Source organism: Ruegeria sp. HKCCA5839 (genome assembly GCF_013035585.1).
Lineage (GTDB): Bacteria > Pseudomonadota > Alphaproteobacteria > Rhodobacterales > Rhodobacteraceae > Ruegeria.
On the sequence record NZ_WQIE01000005.1, the window covers coordinates 297,909 to 317,008 of the forward strand.

Below are 19,100 nucleotides of genomic sequence, written 5' to 3' on the forward strand. Positions count from 1 at the left end.
AGCAGTAGGAGGCCAATGTGACATTCACGCGATATGCGCTTTATTATGCTCCGCCAGCAGGGGCAGAGTGGACGGCTTTCGCAACCCGCTGGCTGGGTTGGGACATGGAAACCGGGGCCGAAACGCCGCATCCCGTAGTCCCGGATGTGGATGTACGCTCGGTGACGGACACACCGCGCAAATACGGGCTGCACGGGACGATGAAGCCCCCGTTTCGCCTGGCTGAGGGACAGAGTTTCGAGGCGCTGCAAGCCGCCTGCGCGCAATTGGCCGCGCGCCAAAAGACGGTGGTGCTGGATGGGTTGGAAATTGCGCGTCTGGGTCGGTTTCTGGCTCTGCGCCCTTTGGGCGACACCCAAGCGCTGAACAATCTGGCGGCGGCCTGCGTACAGGATCTGGACGCGTTTCGCTCCCCGGCTGCCGAAGCCGAACTGGCCCGCCGCCGTGCTGCGGGCCTGTCCCCGGCGCAAGAGAGCAACCTGCTCCAATGGGGTTATCCTTACGTGCTGGACCAGTTCCGATTTCACATCACGCTGACCGGCAGGCTGGACAAATCCACTCTGACAGGCGTTGAAACGGCGCTGGGGCAGCAGCTTGTACCTTTGCTGCCCACGCCATTCACGATCCAGGATCTGGCGCTGATGGGTGAGGCAGAAGATGGACGATTTCACCTGATCCAACGCTATGCCCTTTCAGCCTGAAGCCGCATCTGGATCGTGGCCAGAGTGTCTTGCAACGGGCCGGAATTGTCGATCTCGATCACCCGGTTCAGGCCTTCTGGCAGCGGCAGTTTCGCACGTCCCAAACGCCTGGTCTGTTCCACCACCGTCTCACGCCCGCGAGCGGACAGGCGTTGGGCCAGAACCTCCGGCTTAGTCGTCAGGGAAATCACGATCAGCTCGGTGAATGCCTCTTGCGCCTGCAACAGAACCGAACGGGACAGGTTCACCAGCACGGCATCCGCCTTGCGACGGTTGTCATCGATCGTAGCGGGGACGCCATAGCGCAGCCCGTGGGCGGACCAATGCAAGGCAAAGGCACCGTCATCGACCATGCGCTGAAACTGCGCGTCCGAAACCCGATCAAAATCTTCACCGTCTTCGCCTTCGGGGCGGGTGATCACCCGGCGCAGGCGGTGGATCCCCGGAGATTGGGCAACCATCCCGTCCATCACTGTGTCTTTGCCCACACCCGAGGGGCCTACCACCGCTATGACAGGCGCCAGTGTCACGCCGCCCGACCCGGAGTAAATCCAGAAACGTCGATCTCACGATCACAGACCTGATTGCGTGCGCCCGTGTCGTGGAAAATACCAATGATCGCCGCACCGCGCGCCTTGGCCTCTTCAATCAGCGCCAATACCGTCTCGCGGTTTTGCACGTCCAGCGAGGCGGTCGGTTCATCCAGCAACAGCGCCGGATAATCATGCGCAAAGCCGCGCGCGATGTTGACCCGTTGCTGTTCACCGCCAGAAAAGGTCGTAGGGCTGAGCCCCCAAAGGCGTTCAGGGATGTTCAGCCGCCGCAACAGCGCGCCCGCTTTGTCCAGCGATGCGGCCCTGTCCCGGCCCAAGGCCAGCAAAGGCTCTGCCACCACATCCAGGGTCGGCACCCGGGGCACCACGCGCAGGAACTGGCTGACATATCCCAAGGTCTCGCGCCGCAAAGCCAGGATTTGGCGGGGCTCGGCCTGCGCCACATCCAACCCGCCGACCAGAACCCGGCCCGAAGCCGCCAGATAATTGCCGTAGATCACCCGCATCAGCGTGGATTTCCCCGCCCCCGACGCGCCGGTCAGGGCAACGCATTCACCGGGCGCAACCTTTAGCGCCGCACCTTCCATCACCGGAAGCACCGCGCCCCCCTGATTGTGCAGGGTAAAGCTCTTGCTGACATCGCTCAGTTCAATCATGGCTTCATCTTTTTCCAAATACTCAAACCTGCAACACGCTGGACACAAGCAATTGCGTATAGGCATGCTGCGGATCGTCCAGCACCTGATCGGTCAACCCGCCCTCGACCACATACCCGTCTTTCATCACCATCAAACGGTCTGCCAGCAGGCGTACCACGGCCAGATCATGGGTGACGATGATGGCGCTCAGCCCCATTTCGCGGACCAGCCCGCGCAGCAGGTCCAGCAGCCGCGCCTGAACCGAAACATCCAGCCCGCCCGTGGGTTCATCCATAAAGACCAGCCGAGGACCAGTGACCAGATTGCGGGCAATCTGCAACCGCTGCTGCATCCCACCGGAAAAAGCGGTCGGGCGGTCATCGACGCGGCTTTCATCAATTTCGACCCGGCCCAGCCAGTCAATGGCCCGATCGCGGATCTGGCCATAATGGCGGTCGCCAACGGCCATCAGACGTTCCCCGATATTGCCGCCAGCGCTGACCGACATGCGCAACCCGTCGCGCGCATGCTGATGCACAAAGGCCCAATCGGTGCGCCCCAGCATGCGGCGTTCAGGTTCGGACATGGTGACCGTATCCACCGGACCGTCGACCCGCGTGTCAAAGATGACCTGCCCGGCATCTGGTGGCAGATGACCAGCCAGACAGTTCAACAGGGTCGATTTGCCCGACCCGCTTTCGCCGACGATCCCCATCACCTCGCCAGGGTAAAGGTCAAAGCTCACATCGGCGCAACCGATGCGCATGCCGTAATGCTTCTTGATCCCTTTGACTTGCAACAACGCTGTCATGCTGCGTCCTCCGCACCCATCGGCCCAATATGCCCTGCTTCACGACGCGACCGGCAGTAATCAGTGTCAGAGCAGACAAACATCCGATTGCCCGCGTCATCCATGATCACCTCGTCCAGATAACTGTCTTCGGCCCCACACAGATCGCAGCAATGGTCCGCCTTTGTAGCTTCGAACGGGTAGTCTTCGAAATCTAGGCTCACCACTTTGGTGTGCGGCGGTACTGCATAGATCCGCTGTTCGCGCCCGGCCCCAAACAGCTGGATCGCGTCCATCTCAAGCTTTGGGTTGTCAAACTTGGGGATCGGAGACGGGTCCATCACATAGCGCCCCGATACGCGGACCGGATAGGCATATGAGGTCGAAATCGCCCCATGCTGGCTGATGTCTTCGTAAAGCTTCACATGCATCAGCCCGTATTCTTCCAGACTGTGCATCTTGCGCGTTTCCGTCTCGCGCGGCTCCAGAAATCGCAGGGGTTCGGGGATCGGCACCTGATAGACAAGGATCTGATCCTCGGTCAGCTTGGCCTCAGGGATGCGGTGGCGGGTCTGGATGATCGTCGCCTGCGAGGTGTCCTCGGTGGTTTCCACCCCGGCGGTGTTTTCAAAGAACTTACGGATCGAAACCGCATTGGTGGTGTCATCCGCGCCCTGATCTATCACCTTCAATCGATCCTCGGGCGTGAGCGTCGCGGCTGAAACCTGCACCCCGCCCGTGCCCCAGCCATAGGGCATCGGCATCTCGCGGCTGGCAAAGGGCACCTGATAGCCCGGCACCGCCAGCCCTTTCAGAATGGCGCGGCGGATCATCCGTTTGGTTTGTTCATCCAGATAGGCGAAATTATACGCGCTCATAAGAACCCCCGTTCTGCCAAAGCAACTTCCAAAGCCTGCGGAGAGGTAAAGTGGATGCCATCCATACCAACGGCCTGTGCGCCTTTGACATTGTGCAGCCCGTCATCGATGAACACGCAGTGTTCAGGCGCGATATCTGCCCGCTCGCAGAGCAGGTGGAATATGCGCGCGTCAGGTTTCATGATGCCCTCTTGTCCGGACACGACGAGTGTTTCGAACACTTCGCCCAAACGCGGTTGCACCTTCAGCCCCTCCGGCCAAGTCTCAGCCGACCAATTGGTGATCGCGTGCACAGGTGTGCCCTGCGCCTTCAGCCGGTCCAGAATGGCCCAGGTGCCGTGGATCGGCTCCTCAACCGTGCGGGAATACAGCGGTACATAATCTGCAAACAGGCGTTGGTCTTCAGGGTCTTCCAGTTCCAGCGCCATGTCCGCAAACAGGGCCCCATTGTCTCCGCGCGCGTTCTTTTCCAAGAAACCTGTACGTTCGATAAACGCATGCGCCGCCTCTTCCGAACCCAGCGCCTCGACCCAGGCCAGATGCGGTTTCCAATCGACCAAAACGCCACCAATATCGAATACAACAGCCTTCATTCTGCGGCCTCCTTGGGTGCCATACGCGCTTCGGCCTCGCGGCGCAGTTTGCGAACCAGTTCCAACTCGGACTGGAAATCCACGTAATGCGGCAGTTTTATATGTTCGAGAAAGCCCGTGGCCTGAATGTTGTCGGCATGGCTCAGCACAAATTCCTCATCCTGCGCCGGAGCCCCCAGATTATCCTCGCCCAGTTCCTCCCAACGCAAGGCGCGATCCACCAGAGCCATGGCGATGGATTTGCGCTCGGACTGACCAAAGACCAGGCCGTAACCGCGCGTAAATTGTGGCGGTTCGGTCTTTGATCCCTGAAACTGGTTCACGGTCTCACATTCGGTCAGCTCAACCTCACCGATATCAATGGCAAAGCCCAGTTCGGGGATGTCCATTTCCACCGAAACCTTGCCAATGCGCAGTTCGCCCACAAAAGCGTGGTTGCGCGCATAACCGCGCTGGGTCGAGTAGGCCATGCCCAGAACAAAGCCTTCATCACCCCGGGTCAGCGATTGCAGGCGCAGCGGACGGTTCGAAGGGAAGGTCATCGGCTCGCGCGTCAGATCACCCGGGGTGTCGTCGCTGAACACCTCATCCTGGATGATGTCTTCGCCTTTGAGGAACTCGGTGATATGCGGCGTGTCTTCCTGTCGAGGCGCTGCGACCGGCGCATGGGGCGCGTCGCCGTCAGCGGCCAGTTTGAAATCCAAAAGACGGTGCGTATAGTCGAAGGTCGGCCCCAGAACCTGCCCGCCCGGTGCGTCTTTGAACGTTGCCGAGATTCGGCGGTCACACCGCATGGCGCCGGTATCGACCGGGTTGGAATAGCCAAAGCGCGGCAAGGTGGTGCGATAGGCCCGGATCAGAAAGATCGCCTCGATCAGATCCCCGCGCGCCTGTTTGATCGCCAGCGCCGCCAGATCAGGGTCGTACAAAGAGCCCTCGGCCATGACCCGGTTCACCGCCAAGCTTAACTGTTCGCGGATCTGTGCGAAGCTCAGCTCGCCCACATCTGTATCGCCGCGCCGCTCTTCGGCCAGCCAGGCATGGGCGTTGTCGATGGCCTTTTCACCGCCCTTTACTGCTACATACATCGCTTATGCCTCCGCCCTGATCTGGGTACTGCGCGGCAGGGCTGCAACTTTGTCCCCGGCAGTGAAGAAAAAATCGCATCCCAGCGGGTAGAGCATCGCATTGCCCTGCAGTGCTCCGATGTCCGGCAGGGACATATGCGCCGTGGACCGGATGCCGGGGCCGCTGAGCACCGCGCCGCGCGGCTCCAGCTGGTCACATTCGACGATCAAGGTTGCAGACCGGTCCGGGTATTCCGGTGTTCCGATGCGGTAGGCATTCAGTGGCATAAGATCCGCCCACCGGCCAATGGCGAAATCGGCATCGGCTGCACGCACGAACGGCGCGCCGGTGTGAAAGGTCAGCCATTGGCGCACCGCTGGGTTGTCAGTGTCACCCGCCAGATAGATCCCTGTGTCCGGGTCACAAAGGGTCAACAGCAGAGTACCCGCTGCTACAGACAGAGGTGCTGGCGGCTCGGCACCCGCGATTTCTCGTATATCACCCGGACGCGCCATAGCGGTCATCGCCGCACGAAAGGCATAGGCCGCGTCGCGTGGGGCATCGTTGAACCCGCCTGCAAATTGGTGATGGTCCTGCATCAATCCGCTCCCCGTGCCATGGTGAAGAACTCGACCTTCGTGGCGGCCGCCTTGGCTGCGCGGGCAGTGCGAGCCGTTTGCTCCCGGCGCTTGAGCGGATCGATAATGGCTGCGTGGATCACCTCGGCCGCAGGGGTCTGCATCATCGCATCAATCAGAGCCGCGACCTCGGCCTTGGCTTTGGAGCGGCCCTGAACATAACCATGACCAACCGCCCCATCCTGCAAGACAACCGAACACCGAGTGACCGTAACTTCGCCCAGATTAAAGGGCGCACCCGTGGCACCCGTCCGCCCGCGCACCATGACACCGCCGATCTCGGGCTTGCGCAACCAGTCAAAGGCAGGACGCTCGGCGACCGCATCCCAGAGTTCCATGACGGCCGGCTCGGGCGCACGTGCCATAAGGCCCATCCATTCCTGCCGTGCGGCTGTGTCAGAATGCTGTTGATCCGTCATCGCGGCCTCTTGTCTTGGTTGTCTACAACAACTATACAACTAGACAAATAATACCCCTACTCGGAACCCATCGCAATCCCGCTTCCTGTGAAACTTTGATGACATGAGCAAGACACCGATCTGGAAATCCATCGCGCTGAGCCTGACTGCGGATATCGCCGAAGGCAGATACCGTGCCGGTGATCGCCTGCCGACCGAGGCGCAACTTTCGGCGACCCACGGAGTGAACCGCCACACCGTGCGGCGCGCGCTGTCGGATCTGGCCGAACGCGGGCTGGTTCATGCCAGACGCGGCGCGGGCGTGTTTGTATCGGCCCATGCCACGGATTACCCCATCGGCAAACGCGTGCGTTATCATCAGAGTATATCTGCCAGCGGCAAAATCCCTGGGAAACGGGTGTTGGCTTTGAACACTCGAGCGGCAGATGAGGCCGAAGCCGCGGCGCTTGGCCTCAATCCCGGCGATCCGGTTCATGTCTATGACGGACTGTCACTGGCCAATGGCCAACCCATCGGGCTGTTTCAAAGCGTTTTCCCGGCAGAGCGTTTTCCCGACCTGTTGGAAAGCTTGTCGCAGAACGCATCCGTCACCCACGCGCTACAATCCTGTGGGGTCGCCGATTACACGCGTATCTCAACCCGCCTGACCGCCCGTGCCGCAAGCGCAACCCAAGCGCTGCATCTGCAAGTGACCGAAGGTGCACCGGTGTTGCATTCGCTGGGGATCAACGCCGATCCTGATGGCCGCCCGGTTGAATATGGCAAGACCTTTTTCGTTGGTGAGCGCCTGACACTGACCTTGAACGAGACCTGACCCGCAAAGGCTCCCGCCCGTCTTCGACCTCCTGTCGGAGGCCTCATCCCGTTGGGCCCAGCGCCGCCAAGGGGGATCGGCGCAGCCGATGCACCTGCGGGTGCGGGAGCATTTCGGGTCGCGCAAGTGCTCAACCGGAATACTTCTCAAGAAAGGCTTCCGCAGACAGCGCCCGGAAATCCGGTAAGGCCGCGCGCAGTTTGCCATTGTCCCAGTCCCACCAGGCAAGCGCCATCATTCGTTCCGCAACCGGCTCCGAGAACCTGCGCCGGATCGGCAGTGCCGTCACGCCCGCCACAATCGTATAAGGCGCCACGTCCTTGGTGACGATTGCGCCGGACGCCACGACCGCGCCATGTCCTATTGTCACCTCTGGCTTGATGATGGCCCCATGTCCGATCCAGGTGTCATGCCCGACAAAAGCCATTCGACTGGCACGATGGGCAAACCAATCCGCGTCATGCTCGGCATCGTCCCAATAATCCGCCGATCGGTAATGGAAGTGATGCAACGAGGCTTTCTCCATCGGGTGATCCGTCGCGCCGATGCGGGTGAAACTGGCGATGTTCGAGAATTTGCCGATCTGCGCATTGGCGATATCGCAGGTGCGGTCGCAATAGGAATAATCTCCGAAGGTGCTGTTCGCGATCCGCGACCCGGCACCGATTTCCACATATTCGCCGAACTGGCTGTCGGTGATCTGGCAATCGGGGTGGATGAAGGGCTTGTCGCGATGCAATCGGGCCATGGCTTTCGTGCCCCCGCTTCAGACTTTCACGCCACGAGGCTTTCGCGGCTTGCCGGTGTCGCCCTGGATCAGACGCCTGCGCAGCCAGCCCGAGAACCAATCCATCAGCATAACCATAAGAATGATCAGGACGATGTAATAGGCGACCTCTTCCCAGTCTTTCTGCGTAATAATCGCCTGGGTCAGCAACAGCCCGATCCCCCCGCCGGTAATCGCGCCAATCACGGTCGCGCTGCGGGTGTTTGATTCCAGGAAATACAAAAGCTGGCTCAGCAGGATCGGGGTGATCTGCGGGATTACGCCAAACCGATAGCGCTGGGGCGCGTTGGCACCGGTCGACTGTACGCCCTCGATCTGCTTTTCATCCACATTCTCAAGCGCTTCCGAGAAAATCTTACCAAACGTACCCGTATCCGTGACCAAGATCGCCAGCGCTCCGGTCAAAGGACCCGGCCCAAAGGCGCGGGCCAGAACCACGGTCCAGATCAAAGCGTCGACACCGCGCACGAAATCGAAAACCCGGCGTGTCGCAAAGCGCAGCGACCGTAGCGGGTTGAAGTTCCGGGTTGCCAAAAAGGCCAGCGGAAGCGCAATCATGCCAGCACCCAATGTGCCCAGAAACGCCATCAGGATGGTTTCGAAAATGGCCCAGGCCACATCCTGATGCCGCCACATCTTGTTGGTCCAGAAATCGTTGAAAATTGCTCCGGCCTCACCCGAGGCGGCCCGCGATGCGAGCTCTGGGAATGCCTTGCCATAATACGGGCTGTCGAGCGTGAACCAGAACAGCTCCCACCCGGTGAAATAGCGAAACACTTCGGAGCGGTTGCGCGTGACGGTCAGACGCCCCGCATCGGTCTTCACCGCCAGACGGTTTTTCGAGACGTTGATCCAATCTGGCACCTCACCGGCGGGTAATTCGGCCTGCACGCCTGCCGACCGGCTGGGGGTTGCACGCACAGTGCCATAACCGGGGATGTCATATTCCACGGTCTCGGGGCCAAATCGCACCACGTGACCGTCTTCCAGATCGATCACCGTCGTGTCGCCCAGCGCCACCCAATCAGGCGCGCTGCCATCGGGATAGGCTCCTTTGCGCTCACCTTCTATGGCCACCGAGATCTCGCCATTGCGATTGTCCCGCTCCACATGGGTTTTGTAGCTATAGCTGTCAGACACCAGCGTTTTGCCGTTTTCCCAATTGGCACGCTCTGCCAGGCCCGGGACGTCAAAGGCGAAGAAAACATAGATCAGATAGACCAGCACCAGCCCCGGCAATCCGAAATTCACCATCCGTTTGCGGTTGAACAGACGCTCGGCATCGGCCTTGAGCGCTTGTGTTGTCAGATCCGTCGACAGGCTGCTCATGCTGTGGCTCCTTTTTCGGCACCATGGGTCAAGCGATCCCGCAGGGCACCCGATAGCTGATCGACAATCACGATGGTGATAAAGAGCAACAGGAAGATTGCTCCAGCCTCATCATAGCGCCCCTGCCCCCAGGACATCGCATTGCGCAGCTCGTATCCCAGCCCGCCCGCGCCGACAAAACCCAGGATGGCCGAGGCGCGGATGTTGATTTCGAACCGCAAGAGCGCATAGCTCACATAGTTCGGCCCCACCTGCGGGATCACGCCCAGATACATGCGCTGCGACCAGTTCGCTCCGACCGATTGCAAGCCTTCCACCGGTTTGAGCGAGGCGTTTTCGTTCACTTCCGAGAACAACTTGCCCAGCGCACCAGCGGTATGGATGGCAATGGCAATCATCGCCGGAACCGGGCCACCGCCCAGAATAAAGATCAGCACCAGCGCGATCACGATCTCGGGGATCGCACGAAACACGTCCGAGATGCGGCGGAACAAAGGGATCAGTCTGGGCCACAGCGCCATACCACGCGTGGACATCAGCGCCAGAAAGGTTCCCGCCAATGTGCCGATCAGGGTCGAGGCCGCCGCGATGTTGATGGTCTCGATCAGGGCCGGAAAGAAGGTCACCAGATTGGCTGGCAGTTCCGCGATCTTCTCCCAAGCTTCCGACAGAACCTCGGCCGGGTAATCCAGAATGCGGTGCCAACCATCGACAAAACTGCCTGCATTGCGGTTGTCAGCGGTGCGGAATCCCGCCACCATCAGCGCCACAAACAGGATCAGAAGGATACCACCATAGACCCGCTTGCGCCGTGTCATTGCCGTATATTCGTCGCGTATCTGATCGACGCTTTCGGCCGTTGCGGTCAGGTCTGCCATAGAGTACTCCTGCGAGGAAAAACGGGGCCTGGTGCACCACCAGACCCCGAGTACTTGATCTGCAAACTTAGTTGGACTTCAGCTTGCGGGCTTCGATGATGACTTCGTAGGCGTCATGGGTGATCGGCTCGAACGCTTTGGCCTCACCAGCCGCAACACCATAGAAACAATCGCGGTCTTTTTCGTGAAGACCTGCCATCAGGGCGGTCATCTTTTCTTTGACGTCTGCAGGCAGCGCCGTGCGCAGAACAACCGGGCCTTCCGGGATCGGCTTGGACTGCCAAATCATGACCATGTCATTCATATCGACCAGACCGGCATCCACGGCACGACGCAGGGCGCCCGAGTTGAAGCCATCTTCCCAGTTGCCGAGGCCATCAGCCCAGGTCACACCGCCGTCAACGTCACCGTTGTTTACCGCCACAATGGTCTGCTCGTGGCCGCCGGTGAATTTCACTTCACCAAAATAGTCGCCCGAGTCCATGGTCGCGCCAGTGGCCTGCGGGATTTCGATCGACGGGATCAGATAGCCCGAGGTCGAGTTCGGATCACCGAAGCCAAAGGTCTTGCCCTGCATGTCTTCCAGCGAGGTGATGCCGCTGTCTTTGCGAGCAAAACCGATCGAATAATAGCCGAAACCGCCATCCAGGTTCACTTTGACCAGAACCGGCTCAACCGCTTCGGGATCAGACAGATAGGTTTTCGCATAGCCAGAGGCCCCCAGCCAGGCCATATCGATGGTGCCGCCCAGAAGGCCCTGGATCACACCGTTGTAATCCGCAGGCGCAAACAGCTTGGTTTCAACGCCCAGCGTCTCTTCGGTGTACTGACGCAGGCATTCGTTGTTGTTCAGACGGTCTTGGGCGTTTTCACCACCCAGGATTCCGATGCGGAACTCGCTGATATCGTCAGCCAGAACCGGCGCGGCCATGGCAGTGGTCGCAACAAGGGCAGCCAATAGTTTTTTCATCTGTCTCTCTCCAGGTTGATGTCCCCGACCTCTCATCGGGCCGGGCGATGAAAGGGTTGGGGTGGCTCAGATGGTGGCCTCAGCTTCCATCAGGGCCGCGCGGTTGGCGTCGAGCGTTTCGATCTCGGTCGAGGTCGCCTCTTCCGAGAAGCTGGCATCCGCGCCATAGATCTCGCGGGCGACGCCGGTCGTCAGTTGTTCGGGCAACCCGTCAAACACGATGCGCCCGTCGCGCATGCCGACCACGCGGTCACAATAGCGGCGCGCCGTGTCCAGAGTGTGCAGGTTGGCGATAACTGTACGGCCATCCTCTTCGTGGATGCGGCGCAGCGCTTGCATCACGACCTGAGCGTTCATCGGGTCAAGCGAAGCAATCGGTTCATCGGCCAGAATGATCTTGGGATCCTGCATCAACGCACGCGCGATGGCGACGCGCTGCTGCTGACCACCGGAAAGCGCCTCAGCGCGTTTCGGGGCATGCTCGGCAATGCCCAAACGGTCAAGGATATCAATGGCCCGGTTGATCTCGGCCATCGGGAACAGGTTGAACATCGTCGCAAGCGTCGAATGGCGGTTCAGCGTGCCATGCAAAACGTTCGAGACCACATCCATGCGGGGAACCAGATTGAACTGCTGAAAGATCATCGCGCAGTCAGCCTGCCAGGCGCGTTTACCCCGGCCCTTCAGCTGCGTGACGTCGCGATCTTCGAACAGGATCTGACCGTCAGTGGCATCCGTCAGCCGGTTGACCATGCGCAGAAGGGTCGATTTACCAGCGCCCGAGCGTCCGATGATCCCGATCATGCAGGGCTTGTCGACATCCAGCGAGGCCGCGTCTACGGCTTTGGTATCGCCGAAGCGTTTGGTCAGTTTCGTGATACGCAGCACGCGATGCCCCCTGTTCTTGTTGGGCGGTCTGCTATCGGGGCTGTTCAAAACCTGTGTGTCAATGAGGTGAAAGTTTTGTAACGGCGCATATTGCGCTGGGGCTGTCCTTTGCCCCACGGCCCGGGTATATGCGTCCGCGACTCCTTTGCTGACACGAGGCCTCCATGAGCTTTGACCGCACCATCAAGATCGCCCCGTCGATCCTGTCTGCCGATTTCGCCAATTTCGGCGCCGAGATTCAGGCTATCGAGGCACAAGGCGCCGATTGGGTGCATGTCGATGTCATGGACGGGCATTTTGTTCCCAACCTGACCTTTGGCCCGCCTGCTGTGAAAGCCTTTCGCCCGCATGTGAAAACAGTGATGGATGTGCACCTGATGATCGCGCCAGTTGATCCTTATATTCAGGCCTATGCGGACGCGGGCGCCGACATCCTGACCGCTCATGTCGAGGCCGGTGCGCACCCCCATCGCACGCTGCAAGCCATCCGGGCAGCTGGCATGAAAGCCGGTGTCGCCTTGAACCCCGGAACTCCGGCCGAGACGGTGGAACACCTGCTGGATCTGGCTGATCTGGTTTGTGTCATGACGGTTAACCCGGGCTTTGGCGGCCAGAAATTCATCGACATGACCGGCAAGGTCCGCAAGCTGCGCCAGATGATCGGAGACCGCCCGATCCATATCGAAATCGACGGCGGCGTCGATCCGCAAACCGCTCCTCTGGTGGCCGCAGCCGGGGCCGATGTGCTGGTTGCGGGATCGGCAGTGTTCAAAGGCGGATCCGTGCACACACCGGAGGTCTATGGTGCAAATATCCGCGCCGTGCGGGCCGCGGCCGAGTCCACCAACGGCTAGCATCTAAGCCGAACGGCTCCCGTCAATCGTCGACGTTCCTAACGGAACATCTCCTCTTGTTGGGCCGGGCATCGCGCTGCGCGCGATGCCCGGCCCAAGCCCGTTCGCGGAACTGGCACAGCCAGTTTTGCGCGGGCGCGGGAGCATTTCCTTTTTTGGTTCTACGGTCCGACCTATGCGTTCAGGTCGTCAAAAGATCGGCCCTCGGCGACCAACTGCTCAAGCAAGGGCGCAGGGTGCCAAAAATAAGCATCTTCCGTGGCCCAGTTTTGAATGTTGCCCAGAACCTCTGGCAAGCCCGTCAGATCTGCCCATTTCATCGGCCCGCCCCAAAACCTCGGAAACCCGTAGCCATAAAGCAAAGTGACATCCACATCCAACGGGCGGCGCGCGATACCTTCGCCCACAATCTTAGCCGCTTCGTTGACCATGGCCGTCATATAGCGCTGAACAATTTCTTCGTCGGAAAATTCTCGCGATGTGATGCCCTGTGCCGCGCGATCCGCCTCGATCAGAGGCATGACATCAGGGTTCGGTGTGCCGCTGCGCTGACCCGATTCATAGACATAGAAGCCTCGTCCTGTTTTCTGACCGAAATGCCCTGCTCCGCACAGCGCATCAGCAAAGGTGCTGTCCCGCGCCCGCGGGTCCATTCCCAGCGCCCGTTTGCGTTTCCGCGTCGCCCAGCCGATATCGAGCCCCGCCAGATCGGACACTGCGAATGGCCCCATGGCAAAACCAAAACCAGTCAGCGCCTTATCGATCTGAAACGGGCTGGCCCCATCCAGCACCATGTGATCGGCGCAAGCCCGGTATTGGGACAAAATTCGATTGCCGATAAAGCCGTCACAAACCCCGGCGCGCACCGAGATCTTCTTCAACCGCCGCCCCAACGCAAAGCCTGTCGCGACGACATCTGGCGCGGTTTTGTCGGTCACCACGACCTCGAGCAGTTTCATCACATGCGCGGGGGAAAAGAAGTGCAGCCCGATCACATCTGAAGCACGGCTGGTGGACGCCGCAATCTGGTTGATATCGAGATAGGATGTATTGGTCGCCAACACGGCGCCCGGCTTGGAGACCGAGTTCAATTGGGCAAAAACCTGTTTTTTGACCTCCATATCTTCAAACACGGCCTCAACCACCAGGTCCACGGTGGCCAATGCGTCGTATTCCGTGGCCAGCGCAAGTTGGTTACGCAGCAGGTCATCATGCGCGCTCTGGCTAAGCTTGCCGCGTTTGACCGCTCCGGCCAGGTTTGTTGCGATACGCTCTTTCGCTGCATGTGCCGCTTCGGCGGACATCTCAAGCAGAGTGACCTGTAACCCGGCCAAAAGCATCGCCGTTGCAATGCCTGCCCCCATTGTACCGCCGCCCACTATGCCGATATGGTGCAATTCGCGCGGCTCTATGTCCTCAAGCTCTGGCAGCTTGGCCACCGCGCGCTCGGCGAAAAACGCATGGATCAGACCTTTTCGCTGGTCTGTTTCCATCAGGTCCAGAAACAGTTCACGCTCGCGGGCTTTGCCGGCTGCAAAACTCTCGGCCTCACAAGCGGCTTGAACCGCGCGTACTGCCACTGCAGGAGAAAGCTGGCCCCTGCCCTTCTTCAACACCGCGTCATAAGCGGCATCAAAGTCGATGGGGTCGGGTGCAGGCATGTCGCAAACCGGACGACGTTGCGCCCCTTCTTCGAGCAGTTCCTGCGCGTAGGACAGGCCAATTTCGCGTGGCGCGCCGTCTTGCACGCGGTCGAGGATGCCAAGATCCAATGCTTCGGCAGCTCGTACGTGGCGTCCGGTGGTGATCATGCCGAGCGCGGCCTCGACCCCCGCAACACGCGGCAGGCGTTGGGTCCCACCCGCCCCCGGGAGGATTCCCAGATTGACCTCTGGCAACCCGATCTTGGCGTTTGGGACGGCGATGCGATAATGGCTGGCCAAAGCCACCTCGAGCCCGCCGCCCAGCGCGGTACCATGCAGGGCGGACACGATCAGCAAAGGCGACGCTTCGATCCGGTCACACAGTGCGGGCAACCCAGGTTCTTGCAGCGGCTTGCCAAACTCACGAATGTCAGCCCCCGCGAAATAGGTGCGCCCCTCGCCATAGATCAGCACAGCCTTTGCACCTTCGGCTTCCGCGCGTTCCAGCCCGTCCAGCAAGCCACGTCGAACATCTACGCCCAATGCATTCACTGGCGGGTTTTGTGCGGCGAGTACCGCTATATCCCCGTGCTTTTCGTATCGGATGGCATGAGTCATTGCGCTCCTCCTTGGTACGTCCGCGCGCCGGCTGTGTGGTCTGTCCAAGACTGACCTGCGGTCTGGCCGTTCACAAGCCTGCATCGCCGCACCTGTTGTTGGTACCTGCACGCCGCTGGCACCAATCATGTGCATCTTTTCACCTCGTATACCGGTCGCACAATAACGTTACAAGATTATTAGTATTCGCGAAATCACGTTACATATCTCTTGCCTCGAATCGCGCACGCACTTATTAATCGACCCATCGGTCGCTTATTAGCGGATTTGAAATACGGAGAGATCATCCAATGGACGCTTTTATCTGCGACGCACAGCGCACCCCCATCGGGCGCTATGGTGGCAGCCTAAGCCAGGTGCGTCCGGATGATTTGGCAGCGGTTCCGATCACGGCGCTTATGGCGCGCAATCCGCAAGTGGATTGGGCTGCGCTGGATGATGTGATCTTTGGGGATGCCAACCAGGCCGGTGAAAGCAACCGCAACGTGGCGCGTATGGCGGCGCTTTTGGCCGGGTTGCCTGTGGATGTGCCCGGCACGACAATCAACCGTCTTTGCGCCAGCGGCATGGATGCCGTTGGCATGGCCGCTCGGGCGATCCGGGCCGGAGATTATGACATGGCCATCGCGGGTGGCGTGGAAAGCATGTCGCGGGCGCCGTTTGTGATGCCCAAAGCCGGCGCGGCCTTCAGCAGAAATGCTGTGATCTATGACACCACGATAGGCTGGCGTTTTGTGAACCCGAAGATGCAAAGTGAGTTTGGTATCGACTCGATGCCCGAAACAGCGGATAACGTAGCGGAAGATTACGGTATCAACCGCGTCGATCAAGACGCGTTTGCGGAACGCAGCCAAGCCCGATGGGCGAAGGCGCACCAGGCCGGGGTGTTTCAGGAGGAGATCACCCCGGTCACAATCGCTCAGCGCAAAGGCGATCCCATCGTAGTCGACAGCGACGAGCACCCGCGCCCCGGAACAACTGCGGATATGCTGGCCGGTCTTAAAGGGATCAACGGGCCGGACAAGACGGTAACCGCTGGCAATGCCTCGGGCGTCAATGACGGTGCAGCAGCCATTTTGCTGGCGAACGAGACCGCAGCCGCGAAGAACGGCCTAACACCCATCGCCCGCGTGGTGGGCATGTCGGTCGCCGGGGTTGAGCCCCGGGTGATGGGCATCGGCCCGGTTCCGGCAACGCGCAAAGTGTTGGTCCGAGCAGGACTAAGCATCGAACAGATGGATGTGATAGAGTTGAACGAGGCCTTTGCCTCGCAGGGACTGGCGACATTGCGCGTGCTTGGCCTTGCGGATGACGCACCGCATGTGAACCCCAATGGTGGGGCCATCGCGATTGGACACCCGCTGGGTATGTCCGGCGCGCGGCTGGTGATGACCGCCGCCTATCACCTGCGCCGGACGGGCGGGCGCTATGGGCTGTGTACAATGTGTGTGGGTGTCGGACAGGGTGCCGCACTTATTCTTGAACGCGTGTAAGGGAGGAGACCCGACATGTACGCTCAGATGGTTAAGACCGCAGGTACGGGCCTGAAATCCCGTGAAGAGATGACCGAGCAGGAACGCGACTTTCAAGACAAGATCGACGCGGATATCAAAATTGAACCCAAAGACTGGATGCCTGATGATTACCGCAAGACCCTGATCCGCCAGATCGGTCAGCATGCCCATTCCGAGATTGTCGGCCAACTGCCCGAGGGCAACTGGATCACCCGAGCGCCCACGCTGGAACGCAAGGCGATCTTACTGGCCAAGGTACAGGATGAGGCCGGGCATGGGCTCTATCTGTATTGTGCCGCCGAAACACTGGGTGTCAGCCGGGACGAGTTGACGCAAATGTTGTTGGACGGGCGCATGAAGTATTCGTCGATCTTCAATTACCCGACCCTGAACTGGGCCGATATCGGCGCGGTTGGTTGGCTGGTCGACGGGGCCGCGATCATGAACCAGGTTCCGCTGCAGCGGACGTCCTACGGACCGTATGCCCGCGCCATGGTCCGCATCTGCAAGGAAGAAAGCTTTCACCAGCGTCAGGGCTATGACGCGATCCGCAAGATGGCCGAGGGCACGCCGGAACAGAAGAGGATGGCGCAGGACGCGCTGAATCGGTTCTGGTTCCCGTCGCTGATGATGTTTGGACCATCGGACAAGGACTCGGTCCATTCCGCGCAATCCATGGCCTGGAAGATCAAGATCAATACCAATGACGAGCTGCGCCAGAAATTCGTCGACCAGACAGTGCCGCAGGCTGAATATCTGGGCCTGACGATCCCCGACCCTGATCTGAAGTGGAACGAGGACCGGGGGCACTATGATTTCTCGGAACCGGACTGGTCCGAATTTTTTGACGTGATCAAAGGCAACGGCCCCTGCAACGTGGACCGTCTGGCCGCCCGCAACAAAGCCTGGGATGACGGCCAATGGGTGCGCGACGGGTTGCTGGCCCACGCGCGCAAGAAACGCGCACGCGATCTGGCGGCAGAGTAAAGCTTTGGGAGAGCACCACATGAACAACGAATGGCCCCTGTGGGAAATCTTCATTCGCGGGCAGCATGGGATGAGCCACCGCCATGTCGGCTCGCTGCATGCGCCGGATGCGGAAATGGCGATCAAGAACGCGCGCGATGTCTATACGCGACGTAATGAAGGGGTCTCGATCTGGGTCGTCGAGGCCAACGCGATCACCGCCTCATCGCCCAGCGACAAAGGGCCGATGTATGAGCCCAGCGAAAGCAAGGTATATCGTCACCCCACCTTCTTCGACATTCCCGACGAAGTGGGGGCGATGTGATGACCCGTGACGAGGCGTTCCTGCAATTTCTGCTGCGCATGGGCGACAACACCCTGATCCTAGGGCATCGCGTCAGCGAATGGTGTGGTGTCGCACCGGTGTTGGAGGAAGATATCGCGCTGGCCAATACGGCTTTGGATCTGATCGGACAGACGCAGATGTGGCTGGGTCTTGCCGGAGAGATTGACGGTGGCAAAAGCGCCGATGATCTGGCCTTTCTGCGCGACGCCTGGGATTTCCGCAACGTGCTGCTGGTCGAGGTTCCAAACGCGGATTTCGGCCGCACCCTGATGCGGCAGTTTCTGTTCGATGCCTGGCACTCGATCATGTTGGGGCGTTTGATCAAATCCGCAGACGAACAGGTCGCGGCGATTGCTGCCAAGGCCAGTAAAGAGGTCGCCTATCACCTCGAACGCTCGGGCGACACGGTGGTCGGGCTGGGCGACGGCACCGAAGAAAGCCACGCCCGGATGCAAGAGGCGCTGGACTATCTCTGGCCTTACGTGGGCGAGATGTTTGCAAGCGATGACGTTGATGCGCAGATGGTTGCCGCAGGGATTGCCCCTGACTCTGCCGATCTGCGCGCTGAGTATGACACTCTGGTCGAACGCGTTTTGAGCACCGCGACTCTGACGATCCCCGAAAGCCGGTTTGCCCATAAAGGTGGGCGCGACGGGCGGATGCATACCGAACATCTGGGCCATCTGCTGACACAGATGCAATGGCTGCAACGCGCCTATCCCGGCGCAAAGTGGTAGGCACATGCGGGCCTCAACCGATCAGGTCTGGGACTGGCTGGACGCGGTTCCCGACCCCGAGATCCCGGTAATCTCGGTCGTTGATCTGGGCATTGTGCGCGATGTGCAGTGGCAAGGCGATATGTTGCAGGTGACGGTGACGCCAACCTATTCCGGCTGCCCGGCCACATCGGTGATCAGCATGGACATCGAAACAGCGCTGCGCGACCACGGGATCGACAATCTGCGGATCAAGACAAGCATTGCCCCGGCCTGGACCACCGACTGGCTAAGCGACAAGGGCCGCGCCAAGCTTGAGGCCTATGGCATCGCTCCACCCCAACCCGCAGGTGGGCCCGAGCGCTGTCCCCATTGCGGCAGCACTGCCGTTGAGAAGGTCAGTCAGTTCGGATCGACCCCATGCAAGGCCCACTGGCGCTGCACCGACTGCCTGGAACCTTTTGACTATTTCAAGTGCATCTGACGGAGGATCACCGG

General features: G+C 60.1%; 22 protein-coding genes. 8 read left to right on the forward strand and 14 right to left on the reverse strand.

Annotated features, from left to right (window positions below):
* Positions 1-17: 17 nt before the first annotated feature.
* The gene (locus tag GOV38_RS15415; protein WP_171209408.1) at positions 18-701 is read left to right on the forward strand and encodes a DUF1045 domain-containing protein; all 684 of its coding nucleotides are present in this window, start codon (positions 18-20) and stop codon (positions 699-701) included.
* On the opposite strand, the gene phnN is transcribed toward GOV38_RS15415, so the two are convergent.
* From phnN to phnG, 8 genes are read right to left on the reverse strand one after another with little or no spacing between them, the layout of a single operon-like run.
* Complete coding sequence (phnN, locus tag GOV38_RS15420; RefSeq protein ID WP_171209407.1) at positions 683-1,231, reverse strand: phosphonate metabolism protein/1,5-bisphosphokinase (PRPP-forming) PhnN; 549 nt, start codon at positions 1,229-1,231, stop codon at positions 683-685. The genes GOV38_RS15415 and phnN overlap by 19 nt on opposite strands.
* Positions 1,228-1,911, reverse strand: a complete 684-nt coding sequence (gene phnL, locus GOV38_RS15425) for a phosphonate C-P lyase system protein PhnL (RefSeq protein WP_171209406.1) — start codon at positions 1,909-1,911, stop codon at positions 1,228-1,230. The genes phnN and phnL overlap by 4 nt, the downstream gene beginning before the upstream one ends.
* 22 nt (positions 1,912-1,933) lie before the next feature.
* Entirely contained in the window at positions 1,934-2,704 is a 771-nt protein-coding gene (gene phnK / locus GOV38_RS15430) for a phosphonate C-P lyase system protein PhnK (RefSeq protein ID WP_171209405.1), read from the reverse strand.
* Positions 2,701-3,561 (reverse strand): alpha-D-ribose 1-methylphosphonate 5-phosphate C-P-lyase PhnJ, encoded by an 861-nt coding sequence (locus GOV38_RS15435; protein WP_171131695.1) that lies wholly within the window; start codon positions 3,559-3,561, stop codon positions 2,701-2,703. Before GOV38_RS15435 ends, phnK begins: the two co-directional genes overlap by 4 nt.
* Positions 3,558-4,154, reverse strand: coding sequence for an HAD family phosphatase (locus GOV38_RS15440; RefSeq protein ID WP_171100644.1), 597 nt, complete (start codon positions 4,152-4,154; stop codon positions 3,558-3,560). The genes GOV38_RS15435 and GOV38_RS15440 overlap by 4 nt, the downstream gene beginning before the upstream one ends.
* Positions 4,151-5,242, reverse strand: coding sequence for a carbon-phosphorus lyase complex subunit PhnI (locus GOV38_RS15445; RefSeq protein WP_171209404.1), 1,092 nt, complete (start codon positions 5,240-5,242; stop codon positions 4,151-4,153). The genes GOV38_RS15440 and GOV38_RS15445 overlap by 4 nt, the downstream gene beginning before the upstream one ends.
* 3 nt (positions 5,243-5,245) lie before the next feature.
* Positions 5,246-5,821: a phosphonate C-P lyase system protein PhnH gene (gene phnH / locus GOV38_RS15450; RefSeq protein ID WP_171209403.1), complete on the reverse strand. Its 576-nt coding sequence runs from the start codon at positions 5,819-5,821 to the stop codon at positions 5,246-5,248.
* Positions 5,821-6,279, reverse strand: a complete 459-nt coding sequence (gene phnG / locus GOV38_RS15455; RefSeq protein ID WP_171209402.1) for a phosphonate C-P lyase system protein PhnG — start codon at positions 6,277-6,279, stop codon at positions 5,821-5,823. Before phnG ends, phnH begins: the two co-directional genes overlap by 1 nt.
* A 103-nt stretch (positions 6,280-6,382) precedes the next feature.
* Between phnG and phnF the strand changes: the two genes are divergently transcribed.
* Positions 6,383-7,093, forward strand: coding sequence for a phosphonate metabolism transcriptional regulator PhnF (gene phnF, locus GOV38_RS15460; RefSeq protein ID WP_171209401.1), 711 nt, complete (start codon positions 6,383-6,385; stop codon positions 7,091-7,093).
* Between the two features lie 130 nt (positions 7,094-7,223).
* Here phnF and GOV38_RS15465 read toward each other — a convergent pair whose 3' ends face one another.
* The 5 genes from GOV38_RS15465 to phnC form a co-directional block, all read right to left on the reverse strand.
* Positions 7,224-7,841: a chloramphenicol acetyltransferase gene (locus GOV38_RS15465; RefSeq protein ID WP_171209400.1), complete on the reverse strand. Its 618-nt coding sequence runs from the start codon at positions 7,839-7,841 to the stop codon at positions 7,224-7,226.
* An 18-nt stretch (positions 7,842-7,859) separates the two neighbouring features.
* Positions 7,860-9,209 carry a phosphonate ABC transporter, permease protein PhnE gene (gene phnE / locus GOV38_RS15470; RefSeq protein ID WP_171209399.1) on the reverse strand — a complete coding sequence of 450 codons (1,350 nt, stop codon included), beginning with the start codon at positions 9,207-9,209 and terminating at the stop codon, positions 7,860-7,862.
* Positions 9,206-10,087, reverse strand: a complete 882-nt coding sequence (gene phnE, locus GOV38_RS15475) for a phosphonate ABC transporter, permease protein PhnE (protein ID WP_171209398.1) — start codon at positions 10,085-10,087, stop codon at positions 9,206-9,208. The genes phnE (GOV38_RS15470) and phnE (GOV38_RS15475) overlap by 4 nt, the downstream gene beginning before the upstream one ends.
* 67 nt (positions 10,088-10,154) lie before the next feature.
* Positions 10,155-11,057, reverse strand: a complete 903-nt coding sequence (gene phnD, locus GOV38_RS15480) for a phosphonate ABC transporter substrate-binding protein (RefSeq protein WP_171209397.1) — start codon at positions 11,055-11,057, stop codon at positions 10,155-10,157.
* A gap of 66 nt (positions 11,058-11,123) precedes the next feature.
* Positions 11,124-11,945: a phosphonate ABC transporter ATP-binding protein gene (gene phnC / locus GOV38_RS15485; RefSeq protein ID WP_171209396.1), complete on the reverse strand. Its 822-nt coding sequence runs from the start codon at positions 11,943-11,945 to the stop codon at positions 11,124-11,126.
* Positions 11,946-12,109: 164 nt separating this feature from the next.
* Between phnC and rpe the strand changes: the two genes are divergently transcribed.
* The gene (rpe, locus tag GOV38_RS15490) at positions 12,110-12,799 is read left to right on the forward strand and encodes a ribulose-phosphate 3-epimerase (RefSeq protein ID WP_171209395.1); all 690 of its coding nucleotides are present in this window, start codon (positions 12,110-12,112) and stop codon (positions 12,797-12,799) included.
* Positions 12,800-12,972: 173 nt separating this feature from the next.
* Here rpe and GOV38_RS15495 read toward each other — a convergent pair whose 3' ends face one another.
* Entirely contained in the window at positions 12,973-15,060 is a 2,088-nt protein-coding gene (locus tag GOV38_RS15495) for a 3-hydroxyacyl-CoA dehydrogenase NAD-binding domain-containing protein (protein WP_171209394.1), read from the reverse strand.
* 290 nt (positions 15,061-15,350) lie between these two features.
* On the opposite strand from GOV38_RS15495, the gene pcaF reads away from it, so the two are divergent.
* Genes pcaF through paaD form a run of 5 tightly spaced genes read left to right on the forward strand, consistent with a single transcriptional unit; the run spans position 15,351 to position 19,086 of the window.
* Positions 15,351-16,553 carry a 3-oxoadipyl-CoA thiolase gene (gene pcaF / locus GOV38_RS15500; RefSeq protein WP_171209393.1) on the forward strand — a complete coding sequence of 401 codons (1,203 nt, stop codon included), beginning with the start codon at positions 15,351-15,353 and terminating at the stop codon, positions 16,551-16,553.
* A 15-nt stretch (positions 16,554-16,568) separates the two neighbouring features.
* Positions 16,569-17,561, forward strand: coding sequence for a 1,2-phenylacetyl-CoA epoxidase subunit PaaA (gene paaA, locus GOV38_RS15505; RefSeq protein WP_171100668.1), 993 nt, complete (start codon positions 16,569-16,571; stop codon positions 17,559-17,561).
* Between the two features lie 19 nt (positions 17,562-17,580).
* Entirely contained in the window at positions 17,581-17,865 is a 285-nt protein-coding gene (gene paaB / locus GOV38_RS15510; protein ID WP_171100670.1) for a 1,2-phenylacetyl-CoA epoxidase subunit PaaB, read from the forward strand.
* Positions 17,865-18,623 carry a 1,2-phenylacetyl-CoA epoxidase subunit PaaC gene (gene paaC / locus GOV38_RS15515; RefSeq protein ID WP_171209392.1) on the forward strand — a complete coding sequence of 253 codons (759 nt, stop codon included), beginning with the start codon at positions 17,865-17,867 and terminating at the stop codon, positions 18,621-18,623. Before paaB ends, paaC begins: the two co-directional genes overlap by 1 nt.
* Before the next feature lie 4 nt (positions 18,624-18,627).
* On the forward strand, positions 18,628-19,086 hold the full coding sequence (gene paaD / locus GOV38_RS15520; protein WP_171209391.1) for a 1,2-phenylacetyl-CoA epoxidase subunit PaaD: 459 nt from the start codon (positions 18,628-18,630) through the stop codon (positions 19,084-19,086).
* The last annotated feature ends 14 nt before the right edge of the window (positions 19,087-19,100 follow it).

What these genes read in the sequence shown, in the direction of transcription:
- phnL (WP_171209406.1), bottom strand. Translation starts at nt 1,911, where the DNA reads ATGATTGAACTGAGCGATGTCAGCAAGAGCTTTACCCTGCACAATCAG.
- phnK (WP_171209405.1), bottom strand. Translation starts at nt 2,704, where the DNA reads ATGACAGCGTTGTTGCAAGTCAAAGGGATCAAGAAGCATTACGGCATG.
- GOV38_RS15435 (WP_171131695.1), bottom strand. Translation starts at nt 3,561, where the DNA reads ATGAGCGCGTATAATTTCGCCTATCTGGATGAACAAACCAAACGGATG.
- GOV38_RS15440 (WP_171100644.1), bottom strand. Translation starts at nt 4,154, where the DNA reads ATGAAGGCTGTTGTATTCGATATTGGTGGCGTTTTGGTCGATTGGAAA.
- GOV38_RS15445 (WP_171209404.1), bottom strand. Translation starts at nt 5,242, where the DNA reads ATGTATGTAGCAGTAAAGGGCGGTGAAAAGGCCATCGACAACGCCCAT.
- phnH (WP_171209403.1), bottom strand. Translation starts at nt 5,821, where the DNA reads ATGCAGGACCATCACCAATTTGCAGGCGGGTTCAACGATGCCCCACGC.
- phnG (WP_171209402.1), bottom strand. Translation starts at nt 6,279, where the DNA reads ATGACGGATCAACAGCATTCTGACACAGCCGCACGGCAGGAATGGATG.
- phnF (WP_171209401.1), top strand. Translation starts at nt 6,383, where the DNA reads ATGAGCAAGACACCGATCTGGAAATCCATCGCGCTGAGCCTGACTGCG.
- GOV38_RS15465 (WP_171209400.1), bottom strand. Translation starts at nt 7,841, where the DNA reads ATGGCCCGATTGCATCGCGACAAGCCCTTCATCCACCCCGATTGCCAG.
- phnE (WP_171209399.1), bottom strand. Translation starts at nt 9,209, where the DNA reads ATGAGCAGCCTGTCGACGGATCTGACAACACAAGCGCTCAAGGCCGAT.
- phnE (WP_171209398.1), bottom strand. Translation starts at nt 10,087, where the DNA reads ATGGCAGACCTGACCGCAACGGCCGAAAGCGTCGATCAGATACGCGAC.
- phnD (WP_171209397.1), bottom strand. Translation starts at nt 11,057, where the DNA reads ATGAAAAAACTATTGGCTGCCCTTGTTGCGACCACTGCCATGGCCGCG.
- rpe (WP_171209395.1), top strand. Translation starts at nt 12,110, where the DNA reads ATGAGCTTTGACCGCACCATCAAGATCGCCCCGTCGATCCTGTCTGCC.
- GOV38_RS15495 (WP_171209394.1), bottom strand. Translation starts at nt 15,060, where the DNA reads ATGACTCATGCCATCCGATACGAAAAGCACGGGGATATAGCGGTACTC.
- pcaF (WP_171209393.1), top strand. Translation starts at nt 15,351, where the DNA reads ATGGACGCTTTTATCTGCGACGCACAGCGCACCCCCATCGGGCGCTAT.
- paaA (WP_171100668.1), top strand. Translation starts at nt 16,569, where the DNA reads ATGTACGCTCAGATGGTTAAGACCGCAGGTACGGGCCTGAAATCCCGT.
- paaB (WP_171100670.1), top strand. Translation starts at nt 17,581, where the DNA reads ATGAACAACGAATGGCCCCTGTGGGAAATCTTCATTCGCGGGCAGCAT.
- paaC (WP_171209392.1), top strand. Translation starts at nt 17,865, where the DNA reads ATGACCCGTGACGAGGCGTTCCTGCAATTTCTGCTGCGCATGGGCGAC.
- paaD (WP_171209391.1), top strand. Translation starts at nt 18,628, where the DNA reads ATGCGGGCCTCAACCGATCAGGTCTGGGACTGGCTGGACGCGGTTCCC.